This is a genomic window from Amycolatopsis pittospori, from assembly GCF_013870525.1.
GTDB classification, from domain to species: Bacteria; Actinomycetota; Actinomycetes; order Mycobacteriales; family Pseudonocardiaceae; genus Amycolatopsis; species Amycolatopsis pittospori.
Genome location: NZ_JACBXD010000075.1, coordinates 16,597 through 38,368, shown reverse-complemented (window position 1 = coordinate 38,368; position 21,772 = coordinate 16,597). Strand labels below are relative to the sequence as shown.

The 21,772-nt window shown below is 67.9% G+C and carries 22 protein-coding genes; 11 read left to right on the top strand and 11 right to left on the bottom strand.

Annotation, left to right across the window (positions count from 1 at the left end):
* The coding region (locus H5J31_RS31050) for an MFS transporter (RefSeq protein WP_181776219.1) at positions 1–366 on the top strand (366 nt) is incomplete at its 5' end.
* A 131-nt stretch (positions 367–497) separates the two neighbouring features.
* Positions 498–1,106 carry a response regulator transcription factor gene (locus H5J31_RS31045; RefSeq protein WP_084750481.1) on the top strand — a complete coding sequence of 203 codons (609 nt, stop codon included), beginning with the start codon at positions 498–500 and terminating at the stop codon, positions 1,104–1,106.
* Between the two features lie 6 nt (positions 1,107–1,112).
* Here H5J31_RS31045 and H5J31_RS31040 read toward each other — a convergent pair whose 3' ends face one another.
* Positions 1,113–3,434 (bottom strand): sensor histidine kinase, encoded by a 2,322-nt coding sequence (locus tag H5J31_RS31040; protein WP_181776218.1) that lies wholly within the window; start codon positions 3,432–3,434, stop codon positions 1,113–1,115.
* A gap of 334 nt (positions 3,435–3,768) precedes the next feature.
* Here H5J31_RS31040 and H5J31_RS31035 point away from each other — a divergent pair, with 334 nt between their 5' ends.
* Positions 3,769–4,389 carry an L-threonylcarbamoyladenylate synthase gene (locus H5J31_RS31035; RefSeq protein ID WP_181776217.1) on the top strand — a complete coding sequence of 207 codons (621 nt, stop codon included), beginning with the start codon at positions 3,769–3,771 and terminating at the stop codon, positions 4,387–4,389.
* Between the two features lie 44 nt (positions 4,390–4,433).
* Here H5J31_RS31035 and H5J31_RS31030 read toward each other — a convergent pair whose 3' ends face one another.
* From H5J31_RS31030 to H5J31_RS31020, 3 genes are all read right to left on the bottom strand, one after another.
* Complete coding sequence (locus H5J31_RS31030; protein WP_181776216.1) at positions 4,434–5,120, bottom strand: winged helix-turn-helix transcriptional regulator; 687 nt, start codon at positions 5,118–5,120, stop codon at positions 4,434–4,436.
* Between the two features lie 61 nt (positions 5,121–5,181).
* Positions 5,182–5,994 carry an AfsR/SARP family transcriptional regulator gene (locus H5J31_RS31025; protein ID WP_181776215.1) on the bottom strand — a complete coding sequence of 271 codons (813 nt, stop codon included), beginning with the start codon at positions 5,992–5,994 and terminating at the stop codon, positions 5,182–5,184.
* Positions 5,995–6,173: 179 nt separating this feature from the next.
* Positions 6,174–6,779 carry a response regulator transcription factor gene (locus tag H5J31_RS31020; protein ID WP_181776214.1) on the bottom strand — a complete coding sequence of 202 codons (606 nt, stop codon included), beginning with the start codon at positions 6,777–6,779 and terminating at the stop codon, positions 6,174–6,176.
* A gap of 435 nt (positions 6,780–7,214) precedes the next feature.
* Between H5J31_RS31020 and H5J31_RS31015 the strand changes: the two genes are divergently transcribed.
* A complete protein-coding gene (locus H5J31_RS31015; protein ID WP_181776213.1) occupies positions 7,215–8,210 on the top strand; it encodes a DUF1702 family protein in 996 nt (331 codons plus the stop codon).
* Positions 8,211–8,288: 78 nt separating this feature from the next.
* Here the strand turns inward: H5J31_RS31015 and H5J31_RS31010 are convergent, their stop codons facing one another.
* A complete protein-coding gene (locus H5J31_RS31010) occupies positions 8,289–8,987 on the bottom strand; it encodes an AraC family transcriptional regulator (RefSeq protein WP_181776212.1) in 699 nt (232 codons plus the stop codon).
* A 491-nt stretch (positions 8,988–9,478) separates the two neighbouring features.
* Between H5J31_RS31010 and H5J31_RS31005 the strand changes: the two genes are divergently transcribed.
* The gene (locus H5J31_RS31005) at positions 9,479–10,084 is read left to right on the top strand and encodes a response regulator transcription factor (RefSeq protein WP_181776211.1); all 606 of its coding nucleotides are present in this window, start codon (positions 9,479–9,481) and stop codon (positions 10,082–10,084) included.
* A 1-nt stretch (position 10,085) separates the two neighbouring features.
* Here the strand turns inward: H5J31_RS31005 and H5J31_RS31000 are convergent, their stop codons facing one another.
* A complete protein-coding gene (locus H5J31_RS31000) occupies positions 10,086–11,183 on the bottom strand; it encodes a carboxylate-amine ligase (RefSeq protein ID WP_181776210.1) in 1,098 nt (365 codons plus the stop codon).
* A gap of 150 nt (positions 11,184–11,333) precedes the next feature.
* On the opposite strand from H5J31_RS31000, the gene pip reads away from it, so the two are divergent.
* The gene (gene pip, locus H5J31_RS30995; protein WP_181776209.1) at positions 11,334–12,281 is read left to right on the top strand and encodes a prolyl aminopeptidase; all 948 of its coding nucleotides are present in this window, start codon (positions 11,334–11,336) and stop codon (positions 12,279–12,281) included.
* Between the two features lie 713 nt (positions 12,282–12,994).
* On the opposite strand, the gene H5J31_RS30990 is transcribed toward pip, so the two are convergent.
* The 4 genes from H5J31_RS30990 to ligD (H5J31_RS30975) all read right to left on the bottom strand — a co-directional run bounded on the left by H5J31_RS30990 (position 12,995) and on the right by ligD (H5J31_RS30975) (position 15,890).
* Positions 12,995–14,251, bottom strand: coding sequence for an HNH endonuclease signature motif containing protein (locus tag H5J31_RS30990; RefSeq protein WP_181776208.1), 1,257 nt, complete (start codon positions 14,249–14,251; stop codon positions 12,995–12,997).
* Positions 14,252–14,411: 160 nt separating this feature from the next.
* The gene (locus H5J31_RS40580; RefSeq protein WP_181776207.1) at positions 14,412–14,642 is read right to left on the bottom strand and encodes a DUF2625 family protein; all 231 of its coding nucleotides are present in this window, start codon (positions 14,640–14,642) and stop codon (positions 14,412–14,414) included.
* Positions 14,570–14,767 (bottom strand): DUF2625 family protein, encoded by a 198-nt coding sequence (locus H5J31_RS40575; RefSeq protein ID WP_236005487.1) that lies wholly within the window; start codon positions 14,765–14,767, stop codon positions 14,570–14,572. The genes H5J31_RS40580 and H5J31_RS40575 overlap by 73 nt, the downstream gene beginning before the upstream one ends.
* A gap of 163 nt (positions 14,768–14,930) precedes the next feature.
* Entirely contained in the window at positions 14,931–15,890 is a 960-nt protein-coding gene (gene ligD, locus H5J31_RS30975) for a non-homologous end-joining DNA ligase (protein WP_181776205.1), read from the bottom strand.
* Between the two features lie 46 nt (positions 15,891–15,936).
* Here ligD (H5J31_RS30975) and ligD (H5J31_RS30970) point away from each other — a divergent pair, with 46 nt between their 5' ends.
* From ligD (H5J31_RS30970) to H5J31_RS30950, 5 genes are all read left to right on the top strand, one after another.
* Complete coding sequence (gene ligD / locus H5J31_RS30970; protein ID WP_181776204.1) at positions 15,937–16,854, top strand: non-homologous end-joining DNA ligase; 918 nt, start codon at positions 15,937–15,939, stop codon at positions 16,852–16,854.
* A 60-nt stretch (positions 16,855–16,914) separates the two neighbouring features.
* Positions 16,915–17,172, top strand: coding sequence for a hypothetical protein (locus H5J31_RS30965; protein ID WP_181776203.1), 258 nt, complete (start codon positions 16,915–16,917; stop codon positions 17,170–17,172).
* 103 nt (positions 17,173–17,275) lie between these two features.
* Positions 17,276–17,809 carry a MarR family winged helix-turn-helix transcriptional regulator gene (locus H5J31_RS30960; RefSeq protein WP_181776202.1) on the top strand — a complete coding sequence of 178 codons (534 nt, stop codon included), beginning with the start codon at positions 17,276–17,278 and terminating at the stop codon, positions 17,807–17,809.
* A gap of 77 nt (positions 17,810–17,886) precedes the next feature.
* A complete protein-coding gene (locus H5J31_RS30955) occupies positions 17,887–19,251 on the top strand; it encodes a pyridoxal phosphate-dependent decarboxylase family protein (protein ID WP_181776201.1) in 1,365 nt (454 codons plus the stop codon).
* A 31-nt stretch (positions 19,252–19,282) separates the two neighbouring features.
* Positions 19,283–20,671, top strand: coding sequence for an amino acid permease (locus tag H5J31_RS30950; RefSeq protein WP_181776200.1), 1,389 nt, complete (start codon positions 19,283–19,285; stop codon positions 20,669–20,671).
* On the opposite strand, the gene H5J31_RS30945 is transcribed toward H5J31_RS30950, so the two are convergent.
* Positions 20,649–21,767 (bottom strand): ROK family transcriptional regulator, encoded by a 1,119-nt coding sequence (locus H5J31_RS30945; RefSeq protein ID WP_181776199.1) that lies wholly within the window; start codon positions 21,765–21,767, stop codon positions 20,649–20,651. The genes H5J31_RS30950 and H5J31_RS30945 overlap by 23 nt on opposite strands.
* Positions 21,768–21,772: the final 5 nt, after the last annotated feature.

Here is a 21,772-nt window from a genome sequence, read left to right as displayed (position 1 = left end):
CCGGACGCGACCTCGACGGCCGCCGTCTTCGTGGCCCCGCTGATCGCCGTCGGCGTCGGGCAGGGGCTCGCCATCGCCCCCGCGACCACCGAGGCCCTGCGTACCATCCCACCGGATTCCGCCGGTGCCGCGTCGGGCGTCCTCAACACCGCCCGCCACGTCGGTTCCGCACTCGGCGCCGCCGTCGCGGGCGTGCTGTTCCAGACCCGGCTCCCCGCCGGACAACCGGAGGCGGCGCGTACGACGTTCCTGATGCTGGCGGTCGTGCTCGCGGTGGCCGCGCTCCTGGCGGTGCGCATACCGCCGCGACGCCGAGACACTGTGACGGAAAGTAACCGACCGACTGCGGATTCCGTACCTGTGTGACTCTTTTGCCGCACCTTCCACGATGTGGACGTCCCTTGACTGGCGCAACTCACCACCCGAACGGTGGAACGCGTTCTGTCCGGCCGTGTTTATGTTGGGGTCACGGGGGCCGTGCGCGGAGGGGCGGCGCGATGGTGATCAGAGTTCTCGTGGCGGAAGACATGCACATCGTCAGGGGGGCACTTGTAGCGTTACTCCGGCTCGAGCCGGACATCGAAGTGGTGTCCGAAGTGGCGTCCGGTGACGAGATCCTCGCCGCCGCGCGGACTTCGCGCACCCAGGTCGCGGTCATCGACATCGACCTGCCCGGTAAGGACGGCCTCACCGCGGCCACTGAGCTGCACGAGCAGCTCCCCGAGGTCAGGACGCTGATCTTGACCAGCCTCGGCAGACCCGGCACGCTCCGCCGGGCTCTGGCGGCGAAGGTGAACGGGTTCCTGTTGAAGGACGCTCCCGCCGAGAAGCTCGCCAACGCCGTACGCGGCGTCGCGGCCGGACGGCGGATGGTCGACGGCGATCTGGCACTGGCCGCGTGGGACACCGTGGAATGCCCGCTGACCCCCCGCGAGATCGACGTCCTGCGCCTCACCGCGGAAGGCCGCGACACCCTGGAAGTCGCCGCGAAAGCCTTTCTCTCCACCGGAACCGTGCGCAACTACCTGACCACGATCGTTTCGAAGCTCAACGCGCGCAACCGGGTCGACGCGATCCGCATCGCCAAGGAGTCGGGCTGGATCTGACAAGCCCTAGACCGGCACCACGGCACGCAGCCGGAACCGGCCGTCGGGTTCGACGCCGGCGGTCAGCTCGCCGCCCAGTCCGGCGACGCGGTCGGACATGTTCGTGATGCCACTGCCCGCGGCTTCGACCCGCACCGGCTTCTCCGGTTCCGGCGGCCGCCCGTTCTCGACGCCGTCGTTGACGATGTCCAGCGTGACACCCTCGCCGCACCGCCGTACCGCGATCTCGCAGCGTTCGACCTTGCTGTGCCGCAACACGTTCGTCACGCCCTCGCGCAGCACCACGGCCAGCACCGTACGGACCGTCGCCGGCAGGTCGTCGTGCTCGATCTCCAGTCGCACCTGGACGTCGGCGGCCACCAGCACCGCCTGCGCCGAACGGGACTCCTGGTCCAGCGAGAGTTCGCGGTAGCCGCTCGCGACGGAACGGACGTCGGTCAGCGCCTGCCTGGTCAGCCCGAGGATCTCCAGTAGCTCGTCGGAGGCCCGCGAGGTGTCGATGTCCATGATCCGGCTGGTCAGCTCGCTCTTCAGCGCGATCGCCGAAAGGCTCATCCCGAGCAGGTCGTGCAGGTCCCGGGCGAACCGCAGCCGCTCCTCGGCGACGGCGACCTCGGCGAGCCGTTTCCTGGTCTCGCCCAGTTCCGTCACCAGCCGGATCAGCCAGATCAGACCGAAGACCATCAGACCGGTGTTCAGGATGGACGCGAAGCTGTAGAAGCCGCCGAGGAAATCCGTGCCGAACTGGATCCGGATCAGCACCACGCCGGCGGCCGTCGCGGCGAACGCCGTCCACCCCGCGAGCGGGGGCAGCACCAGCAGCGCGGTACCGGCGAACAGGCTGGGCAGGCTCACCCAGGCGCTGCCGAGCGGGATCAGCGGCAGGAAGATCAGACAGGCCTGGACGAACAACAGCGCGTAGCTCTGCCGTGAGCGCAGCCGGACGTTCGGCCGGGCGAAATAGGACAGTTGCAGCGTGATCAGCGCGGTGAGATACCCGGCGATGAGCGCGAGGTACCAGCCGTCCTCAGTGAGCATGAAGGCCCGCGTCAGCGCGGAGAGACCGAAGAGGATGAAGACGACCGTCAGCGTCCACTGGACGTTCCTGGCGTCGATCCGCGACCAGTGGCCGGGACTTTGGGCCAGCGCCGCCTCGGTGGGCTCGGCCCGTTCGGGTACCGGGAGTTCGGCGTGCAGCCGCCATCGGCCCGCCTCGTCGGGTCCCGCGGTCAGCTCGCCACCGTGCCCGGCGACCTCCTCGGTGATCGCACGCAGGCTCTCGGCGGTCTCCTCCGGGACGTCCTCGTGCGCCGTCCCGTCGTGGACGATCTCCAGCGCGACCCGGCCGTCGTTCGTGCGCACGGTGATCTCGCAGTGCTCGACACCGGTGTAGCGGAGCACGTTCGTGACGCCCTCCCGCAGCACCTTCGCCAGCAGGGTGCGCAGCTTCACCGGCAGCTCGACCTGCTCCAGATCCACTCGCACCGCGACGTTCGACGCCGAGAGCAGCGAGACCGCGGTCCGTGATTCCTTGTCCAGGGACAGCTCCCGGTACCCCCTGGCCACCGAGCGCACGTCGGACAGCGTGCGCTGGGCGATCCCGGTGATCTCGGCCAGTTCCTCGCGCGCCCGGTCCAGCGACTTGCGCAGCAGCCGGTGCACGAGTTCACCCTTGAGCGCGATCGCCGAAAGGCTCAGCCCGAGCAGGTCGTGCAGGTCCCTGGCGAACGCCAGCCGCTGCTCGGCCACGGCGCGCCTGGCCAGTTCGGTCCGGGCCTGGTGCAGTTCGGTGACCAGCCGGGCGAGCCAGGTCAGCAGGTAGACGACCAGCGCGTAGAACACCGCGGTGATGCTGTCGAAGACCGCGCCCTGCCACGTGTCGTCGTAGGTCCACAGGATCCACGTCGTGCACGCCATGAAGACGGTGAACACCGTCCAACCCGTCCTCGGCCGGAACAGCAGCAGCGCGCTGCCCGCCGCGAGGGTGGTCAGCGAACTCAGCGCCGCCTCGAAGTGCAGGGTCGGCAGATAGGCCAGGCAGGCCTGGACCACCAGCATGGCCTTCGCGAGCCTGGTGTCCAGCCGGACCGCCGGGCGGCTGAAGTAGAGCAGCTGGATCGCCAGCACAGGGCCGACGTACAGCACCGCCAGCAAGCCCTGCCAGAAGTCCACCCCGGGCCGCAACAGCACCGCGAGGAGGCCGAACAGGCAGGAGTTGACGAAGACGACGGTGATGATCAGCCCGGCGAGGAACAACGCCCGACGGGGGCGCCGGTCGATCCCGGCGGTCCCCAGTGGTTCGGCGGTCACCGCGAGCTGTTCCGGCACAGGCACTCCAGTGGTAACAGGAGACGTCTTACGTATGTTGTGCTTCGCCCTCACGACGGCCGTGGCCGGGCGCTGCACGACCTTCCATCGCGGTGTATTCGGATCCTAACCCATGCTTGTTACCCCGGTTGGTCCTTCCGGGTAAGGGAGAACGACGAACAAGGAGACGTTTTCCCCACTGGAGACAGGGAAAATCCCGTGACTCACCCGTGCGGGTGCGGGTCGTTCACACCACGCGGACGATCTCGCAACACGCCACGATGGAAGACGGCCGTGGTGCCCGCTCGGAGTACTCCACTGTGTACGCGGCGGCGCGGGGCCCTAAGCTCGGCGCATGGCCAGGTATTTCGACGTACATCCGGAAAATCCGCAACGGCGCGCGATCGGACAGGTCGTCGACATCCTCCGTGAGGACGGGCTCATCGCCTACCCGACGGACTCCTGTTTCGCGCTGGGCTGCCAGCTGGGGAACAAGGACGGCATCGACCGGATCCGGAGCATCCGCAAGCTCGACGACCGCCACCACTTCACCCTGGTGTGCCAGGACTTCGCCCAGCTGGGCCAGTTCGTGCACGTGGACAACGCGGTCTTCCGGGCGGTGAAGGCGTCCACACCGGGCAGTTACACGTTCATCCTCCCGGCCACGAAGGAGGTTCCACGCCGTCTGATGCACGCCAAGAAGAAGACCGTCGGTGTGCGCATCCCGGACCACGTGGTCACCCAGGCACTGCTGGGGGAACTCGGCGAACCGCTGCTGTCGAGCACGCTGCTGCTGCCCGACCAGGAGGAGCCGATGACCCAGGGCTGGGACATCAAGGAGCGGCTGGAGCACGTGGTGGACGCGGTGATCGACTCCGGTGAGTGCGGCGTCGAACCCACCACGGTCATCGATTTCTCGTCGGGGGAACCGGAGATCGTGCGGCGTGGCGCCGGCGATCCCTCCCGCTTCGAATAACCGCCGGTGGGACCGGTCGCCCCGGTCCCACCGTGAAAGCGTCTTCAGTGCGTGACGAGCCCTTCGGCCTTCGACGGCGCCGAGGGGATGTGGAACAGCCGCGTGAACAGCTCGAGGTGCGACGGGTCGCCCTTGATGGCCACCGCGCCGCAGGTGAGCGCGCTGGTCGCGTCCAGTTCGCCGTTCAGCAGCTTGAGCATCAGCGGGCCGCGCGGCTCGATGACGATGTCCGGGTCCGGATGCGGCCCTTCGCCCGCGGTCACCGCGCCGTTCTCGACCACCGCGTGGACGATCATCTGATCGCCGTAGTGAAGCTCGAACGAGCCCTCCACGCCGTGAGCCTCGTCCGGCTGGAACGTCGTGTAGAGCGACAGGATGGCCGCGTCGAGGGTGAACAGGTCGTCGGCCGCCGGGTCGGTGAGCGACCGGGCGCCCCACAGGCCCAGCTGCAGCAGGATCTGGTCGAGGTCGTTGCCGTACTCGGTCAGCTCGTAGACCACCCCGGCGTCCAGCTGCGAGAGCACCCGGCGCTGGAGGACGCCGTGCCGCTCGAGTTCGTTGAGCCGGGTCGACAGGATGCTCGTCGGGATCTTCGGCAGCCCCTGCTGCAGTTCGTCGAAACGTTTCGGGCCGAGCACGAGGTCGCGGATCACGAGCAGGGACCAGCGTTCCCCGATGATCTCGAGCGCGCGGGCGAGGCCGCAGAACTGGCCGTAGGTGCGAGCGGTCATGCTTGACTCCTCAACTTCCTGGATCTGGTGACGGGGTGGTACTCGTTCGCCGGTACGGCGATCAGCGGATCGGATGTCCCTCGGAGAGCAGTTCGCGGTGCAGCTCTCGCAGTTCGGCGCAGGGTTCCACCCCCAGTTCGTCGTCGAGCCTCGCCCGCAGCCATTGGTAGGACGCCAGGGCGTCACTGCGACGGCCGCTGAGTCCCAGCGCGCGGATCAGCTGGGCGTGCAGGGTTTCGTCGAGGGGGTTCGCGGTGGTCAGCGACCGCAGCACCCCGAGCATCTCCCGGTGCCGCCCGGCCCGGATCTCGGCCTCGATCCACAGGTCACGGGCGTTGCGCCGGTGCTCCAGCAGATAGACGGTGTAGGCGGCGAGGGTCGGTCCACAGTGGATGTTGGCCAGCGGGGGACCGGACCACAGGTCGAGTGCGGTACGGAAGGCGTGTGCGGCGGCGGCGTTGTCGCCGTCGCTCAGCAGGTCGCGGCCGAGCCGGTGCAGGCGCTGGAACTCCGACACGTCGACCACGGCCGGGTCGACGTCGAGCCGGTAGCCGGGTGGGCTGGTGACGAGCAGGCCACCCGCCGGGTCGGCGTCGGTGCCGTCCGGGTCCAGATGACGGCGGAGGTGGTGGACGTAGGTGTGCAGGGTCCGGCGGACGCTGCGCGGCGGAGTGTCGTTCCACAGCTCGTGGACCAGCGAGTCGACGTGGACCGTCTTGCCGGGACGGATGAGCAGCATCGCCAGCAGCTGCAGGAGTTTCGGCGTTGTCGGCGCGCGATCGACCCCGCCGGCGTGCAGTTCGAGCGGGCCGAGGAGCCGCGCGCGCACCGCCGCGCCTGCCGCGTCTCCCGGTTCGGTACTCATCGCGTGCATCCCCTGCCCCTCCGGCGGACTCCCCCTCTGTGACAGTGACAGAGGCGGAACCTTCGGAACAGTGCCGGAAACACCCGGTGGGCCGTGATTTATTCGTTGTGCCGTATGCGATCGTCATGACCTGGTGCGGCGAACCGGTTGTGGCAAAAGAGAAGACGCGCGCGGAGCGGATGACGCCGTCAGAGCCAGTCGGAATCGGTGGCGATGCGGATGGCGTCGACCCGGTTGCGGGCGTTGAGTTTCGTGACCACCGTGGCCAGATAGTTCCGCACGGTTCCCGGTGACAGGAACAGCTCCGCCGCGATGTCGGCGACCGTGCGCCCGTTCGCGGCCAGGCGCAGGATCTCGACCTCGCGCGGCGTCAGCGGGCAATCTTCCGTTTCCCAGGCCGACAGCGCGAGTTCGCTGTCGATGACCCGGCGCCCGATGGCGACCGAGCGGACGGCGTTGGCGAGCTTGTCGGCGGGCGCGTCCTTGAGCAGGAAGCCGTTCACCTTCGCGTCGAGCGCCCGGCGCACGGTGCCCGGACGGCCGAGCGAGGTGAGGATCAGCGTGCGCACGCAGGGAAGTTGCTGGTAGAGCTCGGAAGCGGCGGCGAGTCCGTCCTTGGCGGGCAGGTCGATGTCGATGATCGCGACGTCCGGGAGGTACTCGGCGGCCATCGGAAGGATCTTGTCGCCCGAGGAGACCTCGGCGACGACCTCGATGTCCTGCTCGAGATTCAGCAGAGCGACCAAGGCACCGCGGACCATGTGCATATCCTCGGCCAATAGGACTCGGATCACTCCGACCTCCTCTTCCCCAGAGTGCTAACTCTCAGTGTACATAGCAAACCCGGAAGAGTGAATCGGAATCGCACGATGCAAGGTTGTGCTTTTTCTGGAGCCCTGCTCGGGCGATCAAGACCCTGGTGAGCTGCGACGATGCCGAAGCTTCGTAGATCATGAAAATGCGACCGATCGATTACCCAGTGTCAGGTCAGAAGACGGTAAAAATGCCGTCAGAAGTGCATTCCATTCCCTCGTGAGTACGTTCCACCCCGGTGAATTCGATCGGCGAACGGGTGAATTCACCATTGGCGGGACCGGGGAATCGACTGTTCGGCGGTACCGGGGTACCTCTCGCGACGACCTCGATCGGCCGTCGATCGCGGCGTGGTCTCCTCGGCAAGAGCCGAGATTCGCGCGCGAAGCCGCCACAATCCACAAAGGACGTATGTGATGAGCTCATTGCTGGGTGCCCTGCGCAAGGTCATATTCGCGCCCTCGCTGGCCTCGGTCGGCTTCGAGGGGCGCGGGTTCGGGGTGCCGCCGACGCCGGCGACGGCCCGGCTGGAGTCCATCCCGCAGTCGGTGGTCTGCGGGTTCGAATGGGGGATCGACGGCCCGGCGCTTTGGGAGGCCGAGCGACGGCTGGACATGGTCGAACCGGAGATGCGCGGGTTCGCCTACGAGGGCGCGGCGATGGCGTTCACCATCCTCGACGTCATGCCGGGCGGCCGGAAGGACCGCACGGCCGAGCTGATGAGCGGCCCCGGCCTCCCGCACGTGTTCCTGACCTACATCGGCATCGGGTTCGCGATGGCGCGGCTGCCCCGGCCGCTGTGGAAGAAGGTGCTGCCGGATCTGGACGGCGTCCCGTTCCATCCGACGATGAGCTGGCTGGCCGTCGACGGCTACGCGTTCGATCGCGCCTACTTCGACACGCGCAAGTGGGTCGACGAGCAGTTCGTCCCCAAGCCGTACGCGTGGGCGGGCGCGCCCGTGTACTTCCCGCGCGCCTGTGACCAGGGGATCGGGCGGGCGCTGTGGTTCATCAACGGCGCCGACCCGGTGAAGGTCGCCGCGGCGGTGAACCGCTTCCCGGCCGAACGCCGTCCGGACCTGTGGAGCGGGGTCGGGCTGGCCTCGACGTTCGCGGGCGGCTGCGACCAGAAGGGGCTGGAAGCGCTGCGCGTGTCGGCCGGCGAGCACCAGGACGAACTCGGGCTCGGCGTCGTCTTCGCGGTGAAGGCGCGGACGTTCTCGTCGTTCGTGCCGCCGCACACCCGCCGCGCCGCGCGGACGCTGGCCGGGCTGAGCATCGAGGAGGCCGTCGACCTGGCCGACGGCACCGAGGTCGTCGAGAACGCCGCCGACGGGACGCCGGCCTACGAACTCTGGCGGGCGAACATCCGCGAGGGCTTCGCGCCGTCGGCGGGCCGCCTCTCCGCCTGAGGTTCCGCAGATGTCATGAAAGGGTCTTTCAAGACGGAGAACGTCTTGAAAGACCCTTTCATGACACCCAGGTGAGGATCAGGCGGCGTGCTTGAACGGCTCCGGCCGGTGCCGGAGGTCGGGGAGCGCGAGCAGGACCGGCGGGTCGAACAGGCGCTTGGGACGGACCCGCAGGTCCGCCAGTCGCGCGGTCACGCCGGGTTCGACGGTGATCGGGCCGTGGTGGCCGGTGTACCCGGTGCCGCGGCGCGTGAGCGGCCCGGTCACGCAATGCGCGACGAGGTGCCAAGTGCCTTCCGGGACGTCGGTGAGGTGATACGGGCCGGGGGCTTCGATGACCGTGTAGCGCACGGGCGCGCCCTCGGGGATGCGCGTCGGGAAAAGGCCGACGAAGACGAGGCCGGGCGAGATCTCCGGCGGCGCCGAGACGAAACCGCGGACGATCGCCGGTTTCGTTCCGGGACGGGGTTCGCCGGCCAGCCGGTGCTGGAAACCGCCCTGCTGGCGGTACGCGGAGGGGGAGAGTCCGACGCGGCTGCTGAACCGCGTGCTGAAGGTGCCGACACTGTTGTAGCCGACGCGGTGGCTGATGTCGGCGACCGTGATCGAGGTGGTCAGGAGCAGGCGCTTGGCCTCGTCGAGCCGCAGCGCGGAGAGGAAACGGCCCGGTGAGACGCCGGTGGCCTGCTGGAACACCCTGGTGAAATGGAATTTGCTGAACGTCGCGGCGCGGGCGATGTCGTCGATAGTGAGCTCTTCGCCCAGTTTTTCGTTCATGGCCCCAATGGCTCGCTCCACGGCTCGCCGGACAGTCTCATCCATTGTACCGTCCTTTCGCTCGAGGAATTCTGGCGTGCTTTGCGGTTTCCGACAGTAGTGTTCGCCGCCGCTTCTCCTGAAGTGCTTGATTCACCGGCGGATATGGATTCATGTGTGTGCCGACGTGAAAATTTCACGGTGCTCGTCGAGGCCCTGGTCAGGGCAGGCCCTCACGGGTGGACCATGCGAAAACCACAGGTCGGCGATGGTGCGAACACTGGATCTACGCGGTCTACGGACGCAAAATTCCTGGTAGCGCATTCACGCCGGAAGTCCCCCGGCCGTGTTGGCGCGGTCCGAAGAACGTATTCCCGCGGCAACACAGAACCGGCCCTTGACCGCGTCCCCCCGCGGCGGTCAAGGGCCGGTTTCCATTTCGCGGGACAGGTGTGTGAGGATAGTATTGTCGGCTCGTGGGGCGAGGCGCAGGCGAAAGGCAGATGGGGTCGATGATCAAGGTCCTGGTAGCGGAGGACATGCACATTGTCCGAGGGGCCCTCGTCGCGCTGCTCGGCCTGGAAGCCGATATCGAGGTCGTCGCCGAATGCGCCAGCGGTGACGAGATCCTCCCGCTCGCGCAGTCCGCGCGCCCCGACATCGCGCTCATCGACATCGATCTGCCGGGTAAGGATGGGCTCACCGCCGCCGCCGAACTGCACGAACAACTGCCCGGCGTCCGCACGCTGATCCTGACCAGTCTCGGCAGTCCCGGCACCCTGCGGCGGGCCCTGGCCGCGAAGGTCAACGGTTTCCTGCGCAAGGACGCTCCGGCGGACAGGCTGGCCAACGCCGTCCGCGGGGTCGCCGCCGGGCGCCGCGTCGTCGACGGCGATCTGGCGCTCGCGGCCTGGGACAGCGAGGAATGCCCGCTGACCGCCCGCGAGATCGAGGTGCTCCGGCTGGCCTCGGTCGGTTCCGAGCCGACCGAGATCGCGGCCGAGTTGTTCCTGTCCGCCGGCACCGTGCGGAACTATCTGACGACGATCGTGTCCAAACTCAGCGCCCGCAATCGCGTCGACGCGGTCCGGATCGCCCGCGAATCCGGCTGGCTCTGACCTACCGGGTCGGGACGTTCATCGTCGCGAGTGCGAGATCCGCGGCGAATTCGCCGGGAGAAGCCGCTTTCGCGAGAAGCGCACGTTGCCGGGACGCGCCGGTCCCGTGCTCGAAAAGCGAGTCGAGCGCCTGCTCGACGTCGTCCATGTCCCCGGTGATCCGGAGCGCGGGGCGGACGAAGTCGACGAGTTCCCCGATCAGGTCCCGCTGATCTGCCTTCTGGCCGGTGAAGGCGTTGACACCGGGCCCGTCGAGCCCCTTGCGGGCCGCCGCGTAGAGGGCCGCACCGATCCGGGCGTTCCTTGCTCGCGGGAGCGTGGCCGCTTCGATGCAGGTGGCGACCAGGCCGCGGACCAGCGCCGCGAGGAGCACGGCGTCGTCGACGGACAGGCAGACGTCGGCGATCCGCACCTCCACCGTGGGGTGCCGCGGCGAGAGGCGCGCGTAGAAGTACACGCCGGCGGTGTCGAGTGCGGAGCCGTCCCGCAGCGCCTCCCCGACACTGTCGTCATACGCGGCCGCGCCGGTCCATTCGTCGGGCGGCACCGCCGTCGGCCACCGGTCCCAGAGCGGATAACGCCTGCTCGCCCACCCCGAGTCCACGCCGTTCTCGACCGGGGAGTTGGTGCTGATCGCCAGCAGGGGCGCGAGCCACGGCCGCAACCCGGCGAGCACCCGCGCGCCGATGTCCCGTGACGGCAGACCGACGTGCACGTGGCAGGCGCAGGTGCCCGCTTCGTCGATCAGAGTGGGGAACGCCCTGGCCAGCCGCTGATAACGCGGCGCGGGCGTGATCGCGTCGGGCCGGAGGCCGCAGGGCGGGATCCCTGACGCCACCATCAGGCAGCCGTCGGCCTCGGCGGCCTTCGCGACGTTCTGCCGCAGCCGCGTCAATTCCGCGCGCACCTCGTCCAGGCTCTGGCAGATTTCGGTCGCCGTCTCGATCTGGAACCGCATCAACTCGCCGGTGACACCCGGTTCGGCGGTGAGGTGTTCGAGCAGGTCTGGGGCGCGAAGGGCGACCGAGCCGTCCAGCGGATCGAGGAGGACGAACTCTTCTTCCACGCCAAGGGTGAAGTTCGTGCCGAAAGCCGCCATGAATCCCCGTCTCAGGTGGTTTTCCTTGTCACTACCGAATCTCCACCTCCGAGCGCGGAGAAGAAAGGGCCGGTGTGCTGAACTTCGTTGCGGCGAAAGTGTTTCCGCTGTCTCACGGACAGTCTTGATCAGCTTGGGTAGCCTGGGGCGATGGCCGAACTGTTCCCGCCCGTCGAGCCCTATGACCAAGGGCTGCTCGATGTAGGTGACGGCAATTTCGTCTACTGGGAGACCTGCGGAAACCCGTCCGGGAAGCCTGCTGTCATGCTACACGGCGGCCCCGGCCAGGGGTGCACGTCGAGTATGCGGCGCATGTTCGATCCGGCCCGCTACCGAGCCGTGTTCTTCGACCAGCGCGGCTGCGGCCGCAGCACCCCGCACGCGAGCGACCCGGCGACCGACATGCGGCACAACACGACGGACCACCTCGTCGCCGACATGGAGCGGCTGCGCGAGCATCTAGGCATCGAACGCTGGCTCGTCACCGGTGGCTCGTGGGGCGCGACCCTCGCGCTGGTCTACGCCGAACGGTATCCGGAGCGGGTCACGGAGATCGTGGTCAGCGCTATCAGTACGACGCGGCGCTCCGAGATCGACTGGCTGTATCGCGGCGTCGGCAGGTTCTTCCCGGAGGCGTGGGCGCGCTTCCGTGGTGACCTTTCCGGTGACCTCGTCGCGGCCTACGCGCGGCTGATGGAAGACCCCGACCCACTCGTGCGCACCGAAGCCGCCCGCTCGTGGTGCACCTGGGAGGACACCGTGCTGTCGCTGGAGCCGGGCGCGACCGTCCACAATGGTCCGATCAGTGAGTGGGAAATCGCGTTCGCTCGTATCGTCACACATTTCTACTCCCATGAGGGGTGGCTGGAACCCGGCGCGGTGATCCGCGACGCCGGTTCGCTGCGCGACATCCCCGGTGTCCTGATCCACGGACGCCGCGACCTGAGCTGCCCGGTGGACACCGCCTGGGAACTCGCTCGGGCCTGGCCCGGCGCGGACCTGTTGATCGACGACGGTTCGGGACACCGGGGAAGTGACGTGAAGCGGGACTGGAAGCTGGATGCTTTGGCGCGGTTCGCTGACCGGGGTCGTCTTTAGGGTTTCTTGGCCGGGCGACGGATTCGGCGCCGCCGGGGTGTTTCAGGAGGATGTTCGTCTGCGGGCTTTCGGATGTGGGGCGTGGTTCCTGTGCCGCAGACCGGGGTTGATCGGCGGGCATCGCCGGGGGATTCGCCCGTGCCGCCCGTTCCGTCGTGTCGCCTGTCGCCTGCGTCGGCTGGGAGGTTCGTGACGCGGGCCCGGACTGCCCGATGGAGTCCGGTCGCTCCTTGAGTGTCTACAAAGGACGCTTGAGAGTGAGCATATGTCCGATTGACGTATAAATGTCCAGTTCTCGGGCGGGTCGTGAGTGGTAAGTGTCGTTCTAACCCTCCTTATCACTCACGACCCGCTGCTGAAATGGCATGAATAGCCTAAATCGGGCGTTGACGTCACGAAGAATGTCCTTTATGGACAGTGAGTGGGCGTCCGGGGCTCACCGGCGAGTCCGCCGCGACGCCGAGCTCTGCATTCTATGGTTGAGTTGCCCTTCAATTAAGTGCCCACCCGGGCCGTGGACTGTCTATGTCCATAGGTGCATCGTGTTGCGTCCTCTCACAGTGCCGGTCGCGCCTCCGATGGTCCTTGAGCGTTGCCGACAAGACGACAACGACGCATCGGCGGCGGGGCACGATCAGCACAAATCGACTCACCCCGCAGGCCTGACCGGGGCCAGTGCGGGCAAGGCAACGAAAGCACGCTGGGGGATCGGCCTATACCCGCAGATGCATGGTGTTGCGTCTAGGTGTGCCGGTGGGGTCGAGGTAGGCGGGTGCGATGAACTCCGGGAGTCCGTCTTGGGCGATCCGCACCTTCCACTCGCTCTTATGGATCAGCCGGTGATGCTTGGTGCACAGCAGCACCAGGTTGTCGATCTTCGTCTCGCCTCGATGGCGCCAGAAAACAATATGGTGGGCGGTGCACCGTTGCACGGGCATGTCGCAGCCGGGGAACGCGCAACCACCGTCCCGGATCTTCAACGCGTGTTTCTGCGGCGTGGTGGTAGAGCGACTCGATCGCCCCACGTCGAGGGGTTGTCCGGCACCGGAGAGCACGACGGGCCGGATCCGGGCATCGCAGGCGAGGATCCGGACATCGGTAGCCGAGATCGGGCCGACCAGGTCGAGAAGACCATCGCCGACCTCGTTCATCAGGTCGTCGTAGGACATGGTGACCAGGATCTGGGTCGACTCCCCGGCCTGGCTGGGGATGTCGGGGCTGGCGGTCTTCATCCGGACGTAGTCGGAGAACGCGTCTCCGTAGCGTTCACCTTGAGTACGAGGGTCGCGGACGCCGTCGATGGCCTTGTGGGGTTTGGCCAGGGGGTCGAGGTCGGACTTCAACCGTGCGTAGATCTCCAGGTCGAGGGTTCCGGCGAACCCGAGGGTGCCGTCCCGGTGCTTGATGAACCGCAACTCCGGACGAGCGTCCTTCGGGTCCTCGTTACGAGGCTCTTTACCGTCGGGGTCCATCGTGTCCAGCATCCGACGCCCAGCCCTGACGATCTCCTTAGGGCCAGCCCGGCGAGCCAGATCGACCAGGATCTTCTCCCCCGCGCGGACATCCTCCTCAGGCACGAACGAGGGGACCTGGGCCAGGGCGCCGATGATCGCGTCGATCTGGCCGCCACCGATCGCGCCCTCGGCGGCGGCGTCGGCAGTCAACGGTGCCAGCGGGGGCACGACATCGCCGCCGAGAGCTACGCCGGGATGCAGGGCAAGAGCGCGATCGGCGCGGGCTGAGGCTTCCTTCTCCGACACGTGGAAGTCCTGCAGGATCAGGCCCATCAACGTCGAATGCCCATAACAACCACGAATCCCGCGCGTATTGAGTTCCGCGAAGATCGCGTACTGCTCCGCGTCCAACCGGCGTTTCAGGACTTCGATTTCCTGTTTGCGGGCATGCAGCGTCGCAGTATCGACACGCCACCACTCGGTGCACGCTGCCTGGGGACTGTTTTCGCTGGCCACGACATCAAAGATACCCGACAGTCGAACACCTGTGCTACTTATATTCCCGTGAAATTCGAACACGCATCAATCATCCGACAGGGTTAAATGAACGCCTAGCTGTCAAGAGGCGACCCTAATTCAAGAGGTCAGGCCGGAGAGAGTAGCGAAGGAAGATCCGTCAAAGGAGTGGCCTTCCTCGACGCGATCGAGAGGTCGTTCCCTCTGCGGTCCAGAGCGGCGGCAAGGTATGAATTTCTTGGTCGCATGCGAGTGTGCTGTAGAACCCATCGAGCGCTCCGCCGAGCATGGCGTTCGGCCAAGCCGCGTAGCCCGGCTCTAGGTCTTGCCATTGGAGGTCGTCCGGAGCGAGGTAGCGGATCGTGGGTTCCCGTCTCCCTCGGCGATCCACGCGAATCGGCCGTCCAGTACGTCGTAGGCGACGGTGAGCCGGCCGGGGCCGAGATCCTGCGCGCTCAGGACGTTGGGCAAGGGCTCGGTCCCGCTCCCGAGTACGCGCAGCCAGCCGTGGTCCATGAGGAGTCCGCCTGAGTTCGCGACGACCGCCCCGAGCAAGATTCGGCGGTGACCCCCAGGCCGCTGAGGCAATCGGCGGTCTGCGTGCTCGGCGGAAGAACCCTGACCGGGCACGGCGACGCGGAAATGACCTCGGGCGGCTCACTCCAAACGGAACCACCATTCATGACGGAAGGACGACATCCTCCGGCCCTTTATCCGCCCGCAACCCCCGCCAGGTCGTATGCCGCAACCGTCCGTCCGGCGTCCAGTTCCGGTGCACTACCTCCCCGACGAGTTCCGGTTCCGCCCACCGCACGCCCCGGGCCCGTTCGCGCGGGACCTCGGAGTCGAACGGCGGTGTCTTCCGTTCCAGGGGAGCGAGGCGGGTGTGGAGATCGTCGAGGACCTTGTCGCTGAATCCGGTGCCGACGTCACCGATGTACCGCAGTTCGCCGGATTCGTCGTGCGCGCCCAGCAGCAGGGCGCCGAGGGTGCCCGCGCGGCGTCCTTCGCCGGGGCGCCAGCCGCCGATGACGACTTCTTGCGTCATCCACAGCGCCCGTTTGATCCATTGGCGTGTCCGCTTACCGGGGTAGTAGCGGCTGTCGAGCTTCTTCGCGATCAGCCCTTCGAGGCCGTGTTGCCGGACGACTTCGAGAAGCTGGTCGGGGGAGATGTCGTCGTCGGTGTAGCCCGGGGGGATGACGATGCGGCCACCCCCGCCCAGTGACGTCAGGAGCTCGCGACGGGCGCTGTAGGGCTCGTCGAGCAGGAGCGTGCCTTCGAGGAGCAGGACGTCGAAGGCGAAGAAGTGCACCGGGCTGCGCTCCAGCAGTGAAGCGTCCGGAGTGCGCAGGTGCCGCGTCTGCAGCATGGGGAAGCTCGGCCGGCCCTTGTCGTCGAGGACGACGATCTCGCCGTCGAGGACGGCTTCGCGGCCTTCGAGGGCTTCGCCGGTCAGGTCCGGGTACGTCGCCGTGATGTCGATGCCGCGACGGCTGGTCAGGCGCGTCTCGCCGTCGGGGGCGACGCGCAGGCAGCAGCGGTAGCCGTCCCACTTGTACTCGTAACCCCACCCGCCGGTGGGCAGGTCACCGTCGGTCGCCAGCATCGGGGCGATCGCGTCCGGCACGGTACTCATGCCTCACGGTACCCCGGAAACCCCTCCGGTGATCTATCGTCGAAGGGTGCCTGAAGAGCGGATAACGGTCGAGGTCGAGGGTCGGCGGCTGAGCCTGTCCAATCTGGACAAGGTGCTCTACCCGGCGCACGGTTTCACCAAACGCGAGGTCCTCGACTACTACCGCCGCATCGCCCCCGTCCTTCTCCCGCATCTGCGCGATCGCGCCGCCACGTTCCGTCGTTTCCCGGATGGCGTCGACGGCGAACCCTTCTACGAGAAGAATGTTTCCCGTCACGCGCCCGACTGGGTCCGCACCGCGCGGCTCACCAACCGCGGTCGCCGGGGTGGGGAGGAGTCGCTCGACTACCCGGTGGTCGGTGACCTCCCGACGCTGATGTGGGCGGCCAATCTCGCCGCGCTCGAACTACATATTCCACAGTGGACGGTCGGCCCGCGGGGCGCGCGGAAACCACCCGATCTGCTGGTGTTCGACCTCGATCCGGGACCGCCGGCGGACGTCGTGGACTGCTGCCGGGTCGCCGAGATGCTCAGCGAGCTGCTCACCGACGACGGCCTGACGGTGTACGCGAAGACCAGCGGCAACAAGGGAATGCAGCTGTACTGCCCGGTGCGGACCCGGTCCGAGGAGCGTACTTCCGAGTACGCCAAGGCGATCGCGGAGGAACTCGCGCGCCGGTCGCCGGAGACCGTGGTCGCGCGGATGACGAAGGCGATCCGCCCCGGCCGCGTGTTCATCGACTGGAGCCAGAACAACACCGCCAAGACCACCATCGCGCCGTACTCGCTGCGCGGCCGCGCCCTCCCGACCGTGTCCACCCCGGTGACCTGGGAGGAGGTCGAGGCCTGCCGCAAGGCCGCCGACCTGCTGTTCACCGCCGAGCAGGTGATCGAGCGGGTCGAGGAACTGGGCGACCTCTTCGGCGACATCGCCGAGCACCGCGCGGCCGTACCGTCCAGGTGAACCGGCTCATGTTTGAGCTCCGCTGAGCGGGAAACCCTTCGGGTGGAGGAGTGACCCCGAATGAACACCGAAGACTTGTCCTTTCGCGCCCTGGCGATGTTGCGAGCAGTCGCCCAGGGCCGAGCCGAGATCACCGTCAGCAGCGAGCCGGACCTTTACGTCGACGGATTGCCGTGTACCGACCAGGGCACCGCCCGACGGCTGGCCCACGCCGGGCTGATCCGATCCTCCGGCGGAGGGTCCCTTGGCTGCCGGATGTCCGCGACCTTGTCCGAAACAGGACGGGATCTGCTGGAGCCCCTCGTCTCCGTGGCCTAGAGGTCGACCCGGAAAGACCACTGTGGACGACGCCCGTTCCGCATACGATCGGCGGATCGGGCGCGTAGGGGTGCACGCCCTCTTTCCGGTGAGGAAGTGGCTGTTGACCGGGTATCACACGCTGGCCGAGACGGAGAACGCCGTCCGGGCCAAGCTGGGCGGAATCCCTCTGCTGTGGGAACGGATGGAGGCGGTGGCCAACCTCCATCGCGCAGCGACGGCGGTGCGGCTGCATTTCGAGAATTCGGTCCTGCGCACCGCGGGGCTCACCTGGACGGCTTTCGTGGTGCTCTGGGTGGTGTGGATCTTCGGCGAGAAGGAGACGCGGCACGTCGCCGCGGAGGCCGGGATCACCAAAGGCACGCTGACCGGCGTGATGAAGACCCTGGAGTCGCACGGTCTGGTCACCCGGCGCAAACACCCCGACGACGGACGGCTGGTGCTGCTCGCGCTCACCCCGGAGGGTGAACGGCTCATGCGGGAGCTCTTCCCCGAGTTCAACCAGGAGGAGGCGTTCGTGACCGATCGGCTCAGCCCGGCGGACTGCACCGCGCTGGCCGGTTCGCTGCGGGAGATCGTCAAGCAACTGGAGGAGAAGGGCGAGGAACGGCGTCAGGCGGCGGCCGGCCGGGGCTGAGCCCTACCGAAGACGGTTGCGCGGAACCTCCGGCGGCTCCTACGTTTTTTGGAGCCGAACGATCGAAGGGCGCCCAGATGGACTTCCGGTACTGGCTCGGTCAGGCGTTGACGTCGAACGAGGCGTGGGCGGAGACGTTCACCCCTGTCCGGCGGCATCCGTCGCTGGAGATCCCGGACGGGCGGTTCGAGACCGCGTTCGAGGAGCTCACCGAGCGGTTGAAGGACAACTATCCGTTCTTCCACCCGTCCTACGCCGGTCAGATGCTCAAACCGCCGCATCCGGCCGCCGTGGTCGGCTATCTGACCGCGATGCTGATCAACCCCAACAACCACGCTCTCGACGGCGGGCCCGCGACGGCCGAGATGGAACGCGAGGTCGTCGCGGAGCTGGCCACGATGTTCGGTTACACGGAGCATCTGGGACATCTGACCACCAGCGGCACGATCGCGAACCTCGAAGCGCTCTTCGTGGCACGGGAACTGCATCCGGGCAAGGGGATCGCCTACAGCTCGGAGGCCCACTACACACACGGCCGGATGTGCGGTGTGCTCGGCGTCGAGGGGCATACGGTCCCTGTCGACGCTCGCGGGGCGATGGATCTCGACGCGCTCGAAGAGCTGCTACGGACCGGCAAGATCGGCACCGTCGTGCTCACCGCGGGGACGACGGCGCTGGGTACGGTCGAACCGATCCACGAAGCGCTGGCGCTGCGCGAACGGTACGGCGTCCGGATCCATGTCGACGCCGCCTACGGGGGCTTCTTCCGGCTTCTGTCCGGTTTGGACGGTCCCGAGGGACTGCCGGAGGAGCCGTGGCTCGCCATCGCCGAGGCCGACTCGATCGTCGTCGACCCGCACAAGCACGGCCTCCAGCCCTACGGCTGCGGCGCGGTGCTGTTCAAGGATCCCTCGGCGGGCCGGTTCTACCTGCACGATTCGCCGTACACCTACTTCACCTCGGAAGACCTGCACCTCGGCGAGATCAGCCTCGAATGCTCGCGGGCCGGCGCGGCGGCCGCCGCGTTGTGGCTCACCTTCCGGGTGCTGCCGCCGACCCCCGACGGGCTGGGCCGGGTGCTCGCGGCCGGCCGCCGGGCGGCGTTGCGCTGGGCGAAACTGCTGGAGGACTCCGAGCGCTTCGACCTGTACCAGTCACCGGAACTCGACATCGTCACGTACTTCCCGCGCACGGAACCGCTTTCGCTGTCGAAGATCGACGAAGCGAGCGCGCGGATCATGCGCAACGGCATGGCCGCGGCGAAGGATCCGGTCTTCCTCAGCACGCTGCGGGTGAGCGATCGGCAGTTCGGCCTGCGTCACACCGGCGCGGACGCGGATGCGGACGGCGCGCGCGTCCTGCGTAGCGTGCTGATGAAGCCCGAAAGCGAGGACCACGTCGACCGGCTCCACGAGCGGCTGGAAGAGTTGTCCCGCGGTTGAGCACCGAGTACCGCAGACGAATGGATCCACCATGCCCGCACCAGGTCCCGCCGAACCCGTGACCGAAGTGGAGACCCGGTCCCTCGGCAACGGATTCCGGCGACGGCACGTCACCATGCTGGCGATCAGCGGCGCGATCGGGGCCGGTCTGTTCGTCGGCACCGGCGCGGGGATCAAGACCGCGGGCCCGGGCATCCTGCTCTCCTACGTGGTCGCGGGCCTGCTCATGGTCCTCGTGATGCGCATGCTGGGCGAGATGGCGGCCGCCGAGCCGAGCAGTGGTTCGTTCTCGGTGTACGCGGAGAAGGCTCTCGGACGCTGGGCCGGCTTCACCGTCGGCTGGCTGTACTGGTCGCTGCTGGTGGTCGTGGTGGCCGCCGAAGCCACCGCGGCGGCGGGGATCGCGAACGGCCTGCTACCCGCGATTCCACAGTGGACCTGGGTGTTGCTGTTCATGGCGGTGCTGACCGTGGTGAACCTGTTCGCCGTGCGCTCGTTCGGCGAGTTCGAGTTCTGGTTCGGCGCGATCAAGGTGACCGCGGTGGTCGGCTTCCTCGTGCTCGGCACGCTGGCGGTGTTCGGGATCCTGCCGGGGACGTCACCGGTCGGCCTGAGCAACCTCACCGGACAGGGCGGGTTCCTGCCGAACGGGCTGCAGGGTGTGCTGACCGGTCTGCTCGCGGTCGCCTTTTCCTTCGGCGGTATGGAACTGGTCACCATCGCCGCGGCGGAGTCCGAGGATCCGGCGGATTCGATCCGCCGCACCACGCGCACGGTGATCGTGCGGTTGCTGCTGTTCTACGTCGGCTCGGTCGCGTTGATGGTGTTGTTGCTGCCGTGGGAATCCGCGTCGGCGAACGCCAGCCCGTTCGTGACGATCCTGGAGCGGATCGGGGTGCCGTCCGCGGCACTGCTGATGAGCTTCGTCGTGCTGACGTCGCTGCTTTCGGCGTTGAACGCGAACCTCTACGGCGCGTCGCGCATGGTGTTCTCCCTGGCCTCACGAGGGGAAGCGCCGCGCGCGATGCTGCGGCTGTCCGGAGCCGGGGTGCCCCGGACGGCGGTGCTGGCGTCGGTCGCGTTCGGCTTCGTGGCCGTAGTGCTGAATTTTCTGGCCCCAGAGCACGTGCTCCCGTTCCTGTTGAACGCCATCGGGGCGAACATCCTGCTGGTGTGGATCTTCGTCGCCGTGTCCCAGCTGCGGTTGCGGAAAGCGGCGGAACGTGACGGCACGGCCGCGGACCTGCCGGTGCGGATGTGGGGTTTCCCGTGGCTCAGCTGGGTCGCGCTGGTCGCGATGGCGGGTGTCCTGGTTCTCATGTGGACGGACGCCGACGCGCGCACACAGCTGTTCACCAGCGGTGCGGTGGCCGTGCTGATCGTGGCGATCAGCCTGCTCAGGCGACGTCCGCGACGCTGAACAGTTCGCTCTCGACGCGGCTGAGCGCCAGCCGGACGGCCCCGAGGGCCACCGAGTCGTCGCCGAGCATCGACGTCTCCACGCGCACCGGGAACAGGCACAGCCGGGCCAGTTCGGTGCGCAGCGGCGTCGTCAGCAGGTCACCGGCCTGTGCGAGCCCGCCGCCGATCACCACCAGTTGCGGGTCGACGGTGAGCACGGTCGCGGCGACGCCGATGCAGAGGTCGGTCACGAGGGCGGCCACGATCGCCTCGGCCTCGAGATCGCCGCCACGCAGGGCTTCGAAGACCCGCTTGGTGGCTTCGGCGGAGCCTGAACCGTCGCCGAACGCGAGGAAGCGGTCGAGCGCCGCGTACCAGCCGACCTGCCGCAGCGCGCCGATCTCGCCCGCCGCGCCGTTGTGGCCCGAGTGCAGTTTCCCGCCGAGCAGCAGGCCCAGCGAGACGGTCCGCCCGGCCTGCACGTAGACGACGTCGTCGACACCGTGCGCGGCTCCGCGCCAGTGCTCGGCCAGCGTCGCGAGCTTCGTGTCGTTCCCGGCCAATACCGGGCATCCGCCGCCGAACTCCGCAGGCAGGTCGAGGCCGGCCCAGCCGGGCAGGCGGTCGCTTCGGACGACCTTGCCGCCGGACACGACACCGGTGGTGCCGACCCCGAGCACCCGGACGTTCGCGTAGCCCTCGACGGCGGCGCCGAGCACCTGGTGGGCGACGCCGAGGCGGTCGGGCGCGCCCATCTCCGGCGTGAGTTCGGCCCTCGCCCGTCCGACGACGTCGCCTCGCAGGTCCGCGACCAGGCACAACGCCTTGTGCGGGCCGACGTCGAGACCGGCGACGTGCCCCGCTTCGGGGCGGAACCGGTACCGCTTGGCGGGCCTGCCGACCGGTCTCGGCGCGTCGGGGGAGAGGGGCACCTCCTCGACCAGCCCCTGTTCGCCGAGGTCGGCGGCGATCTCCTCGACCGTCGGCCGGGAGACCTGACTCGCCTTCACCAGCTCGGCGAGCGTGAGTTCTTCGGCCGCGTACAGCGCCCGCAGGACCGCAATGGAGTTGAGCCGTCGCAGCAGTGACGGATCCCCGCCCGACAGTGTGGCCATGCGAC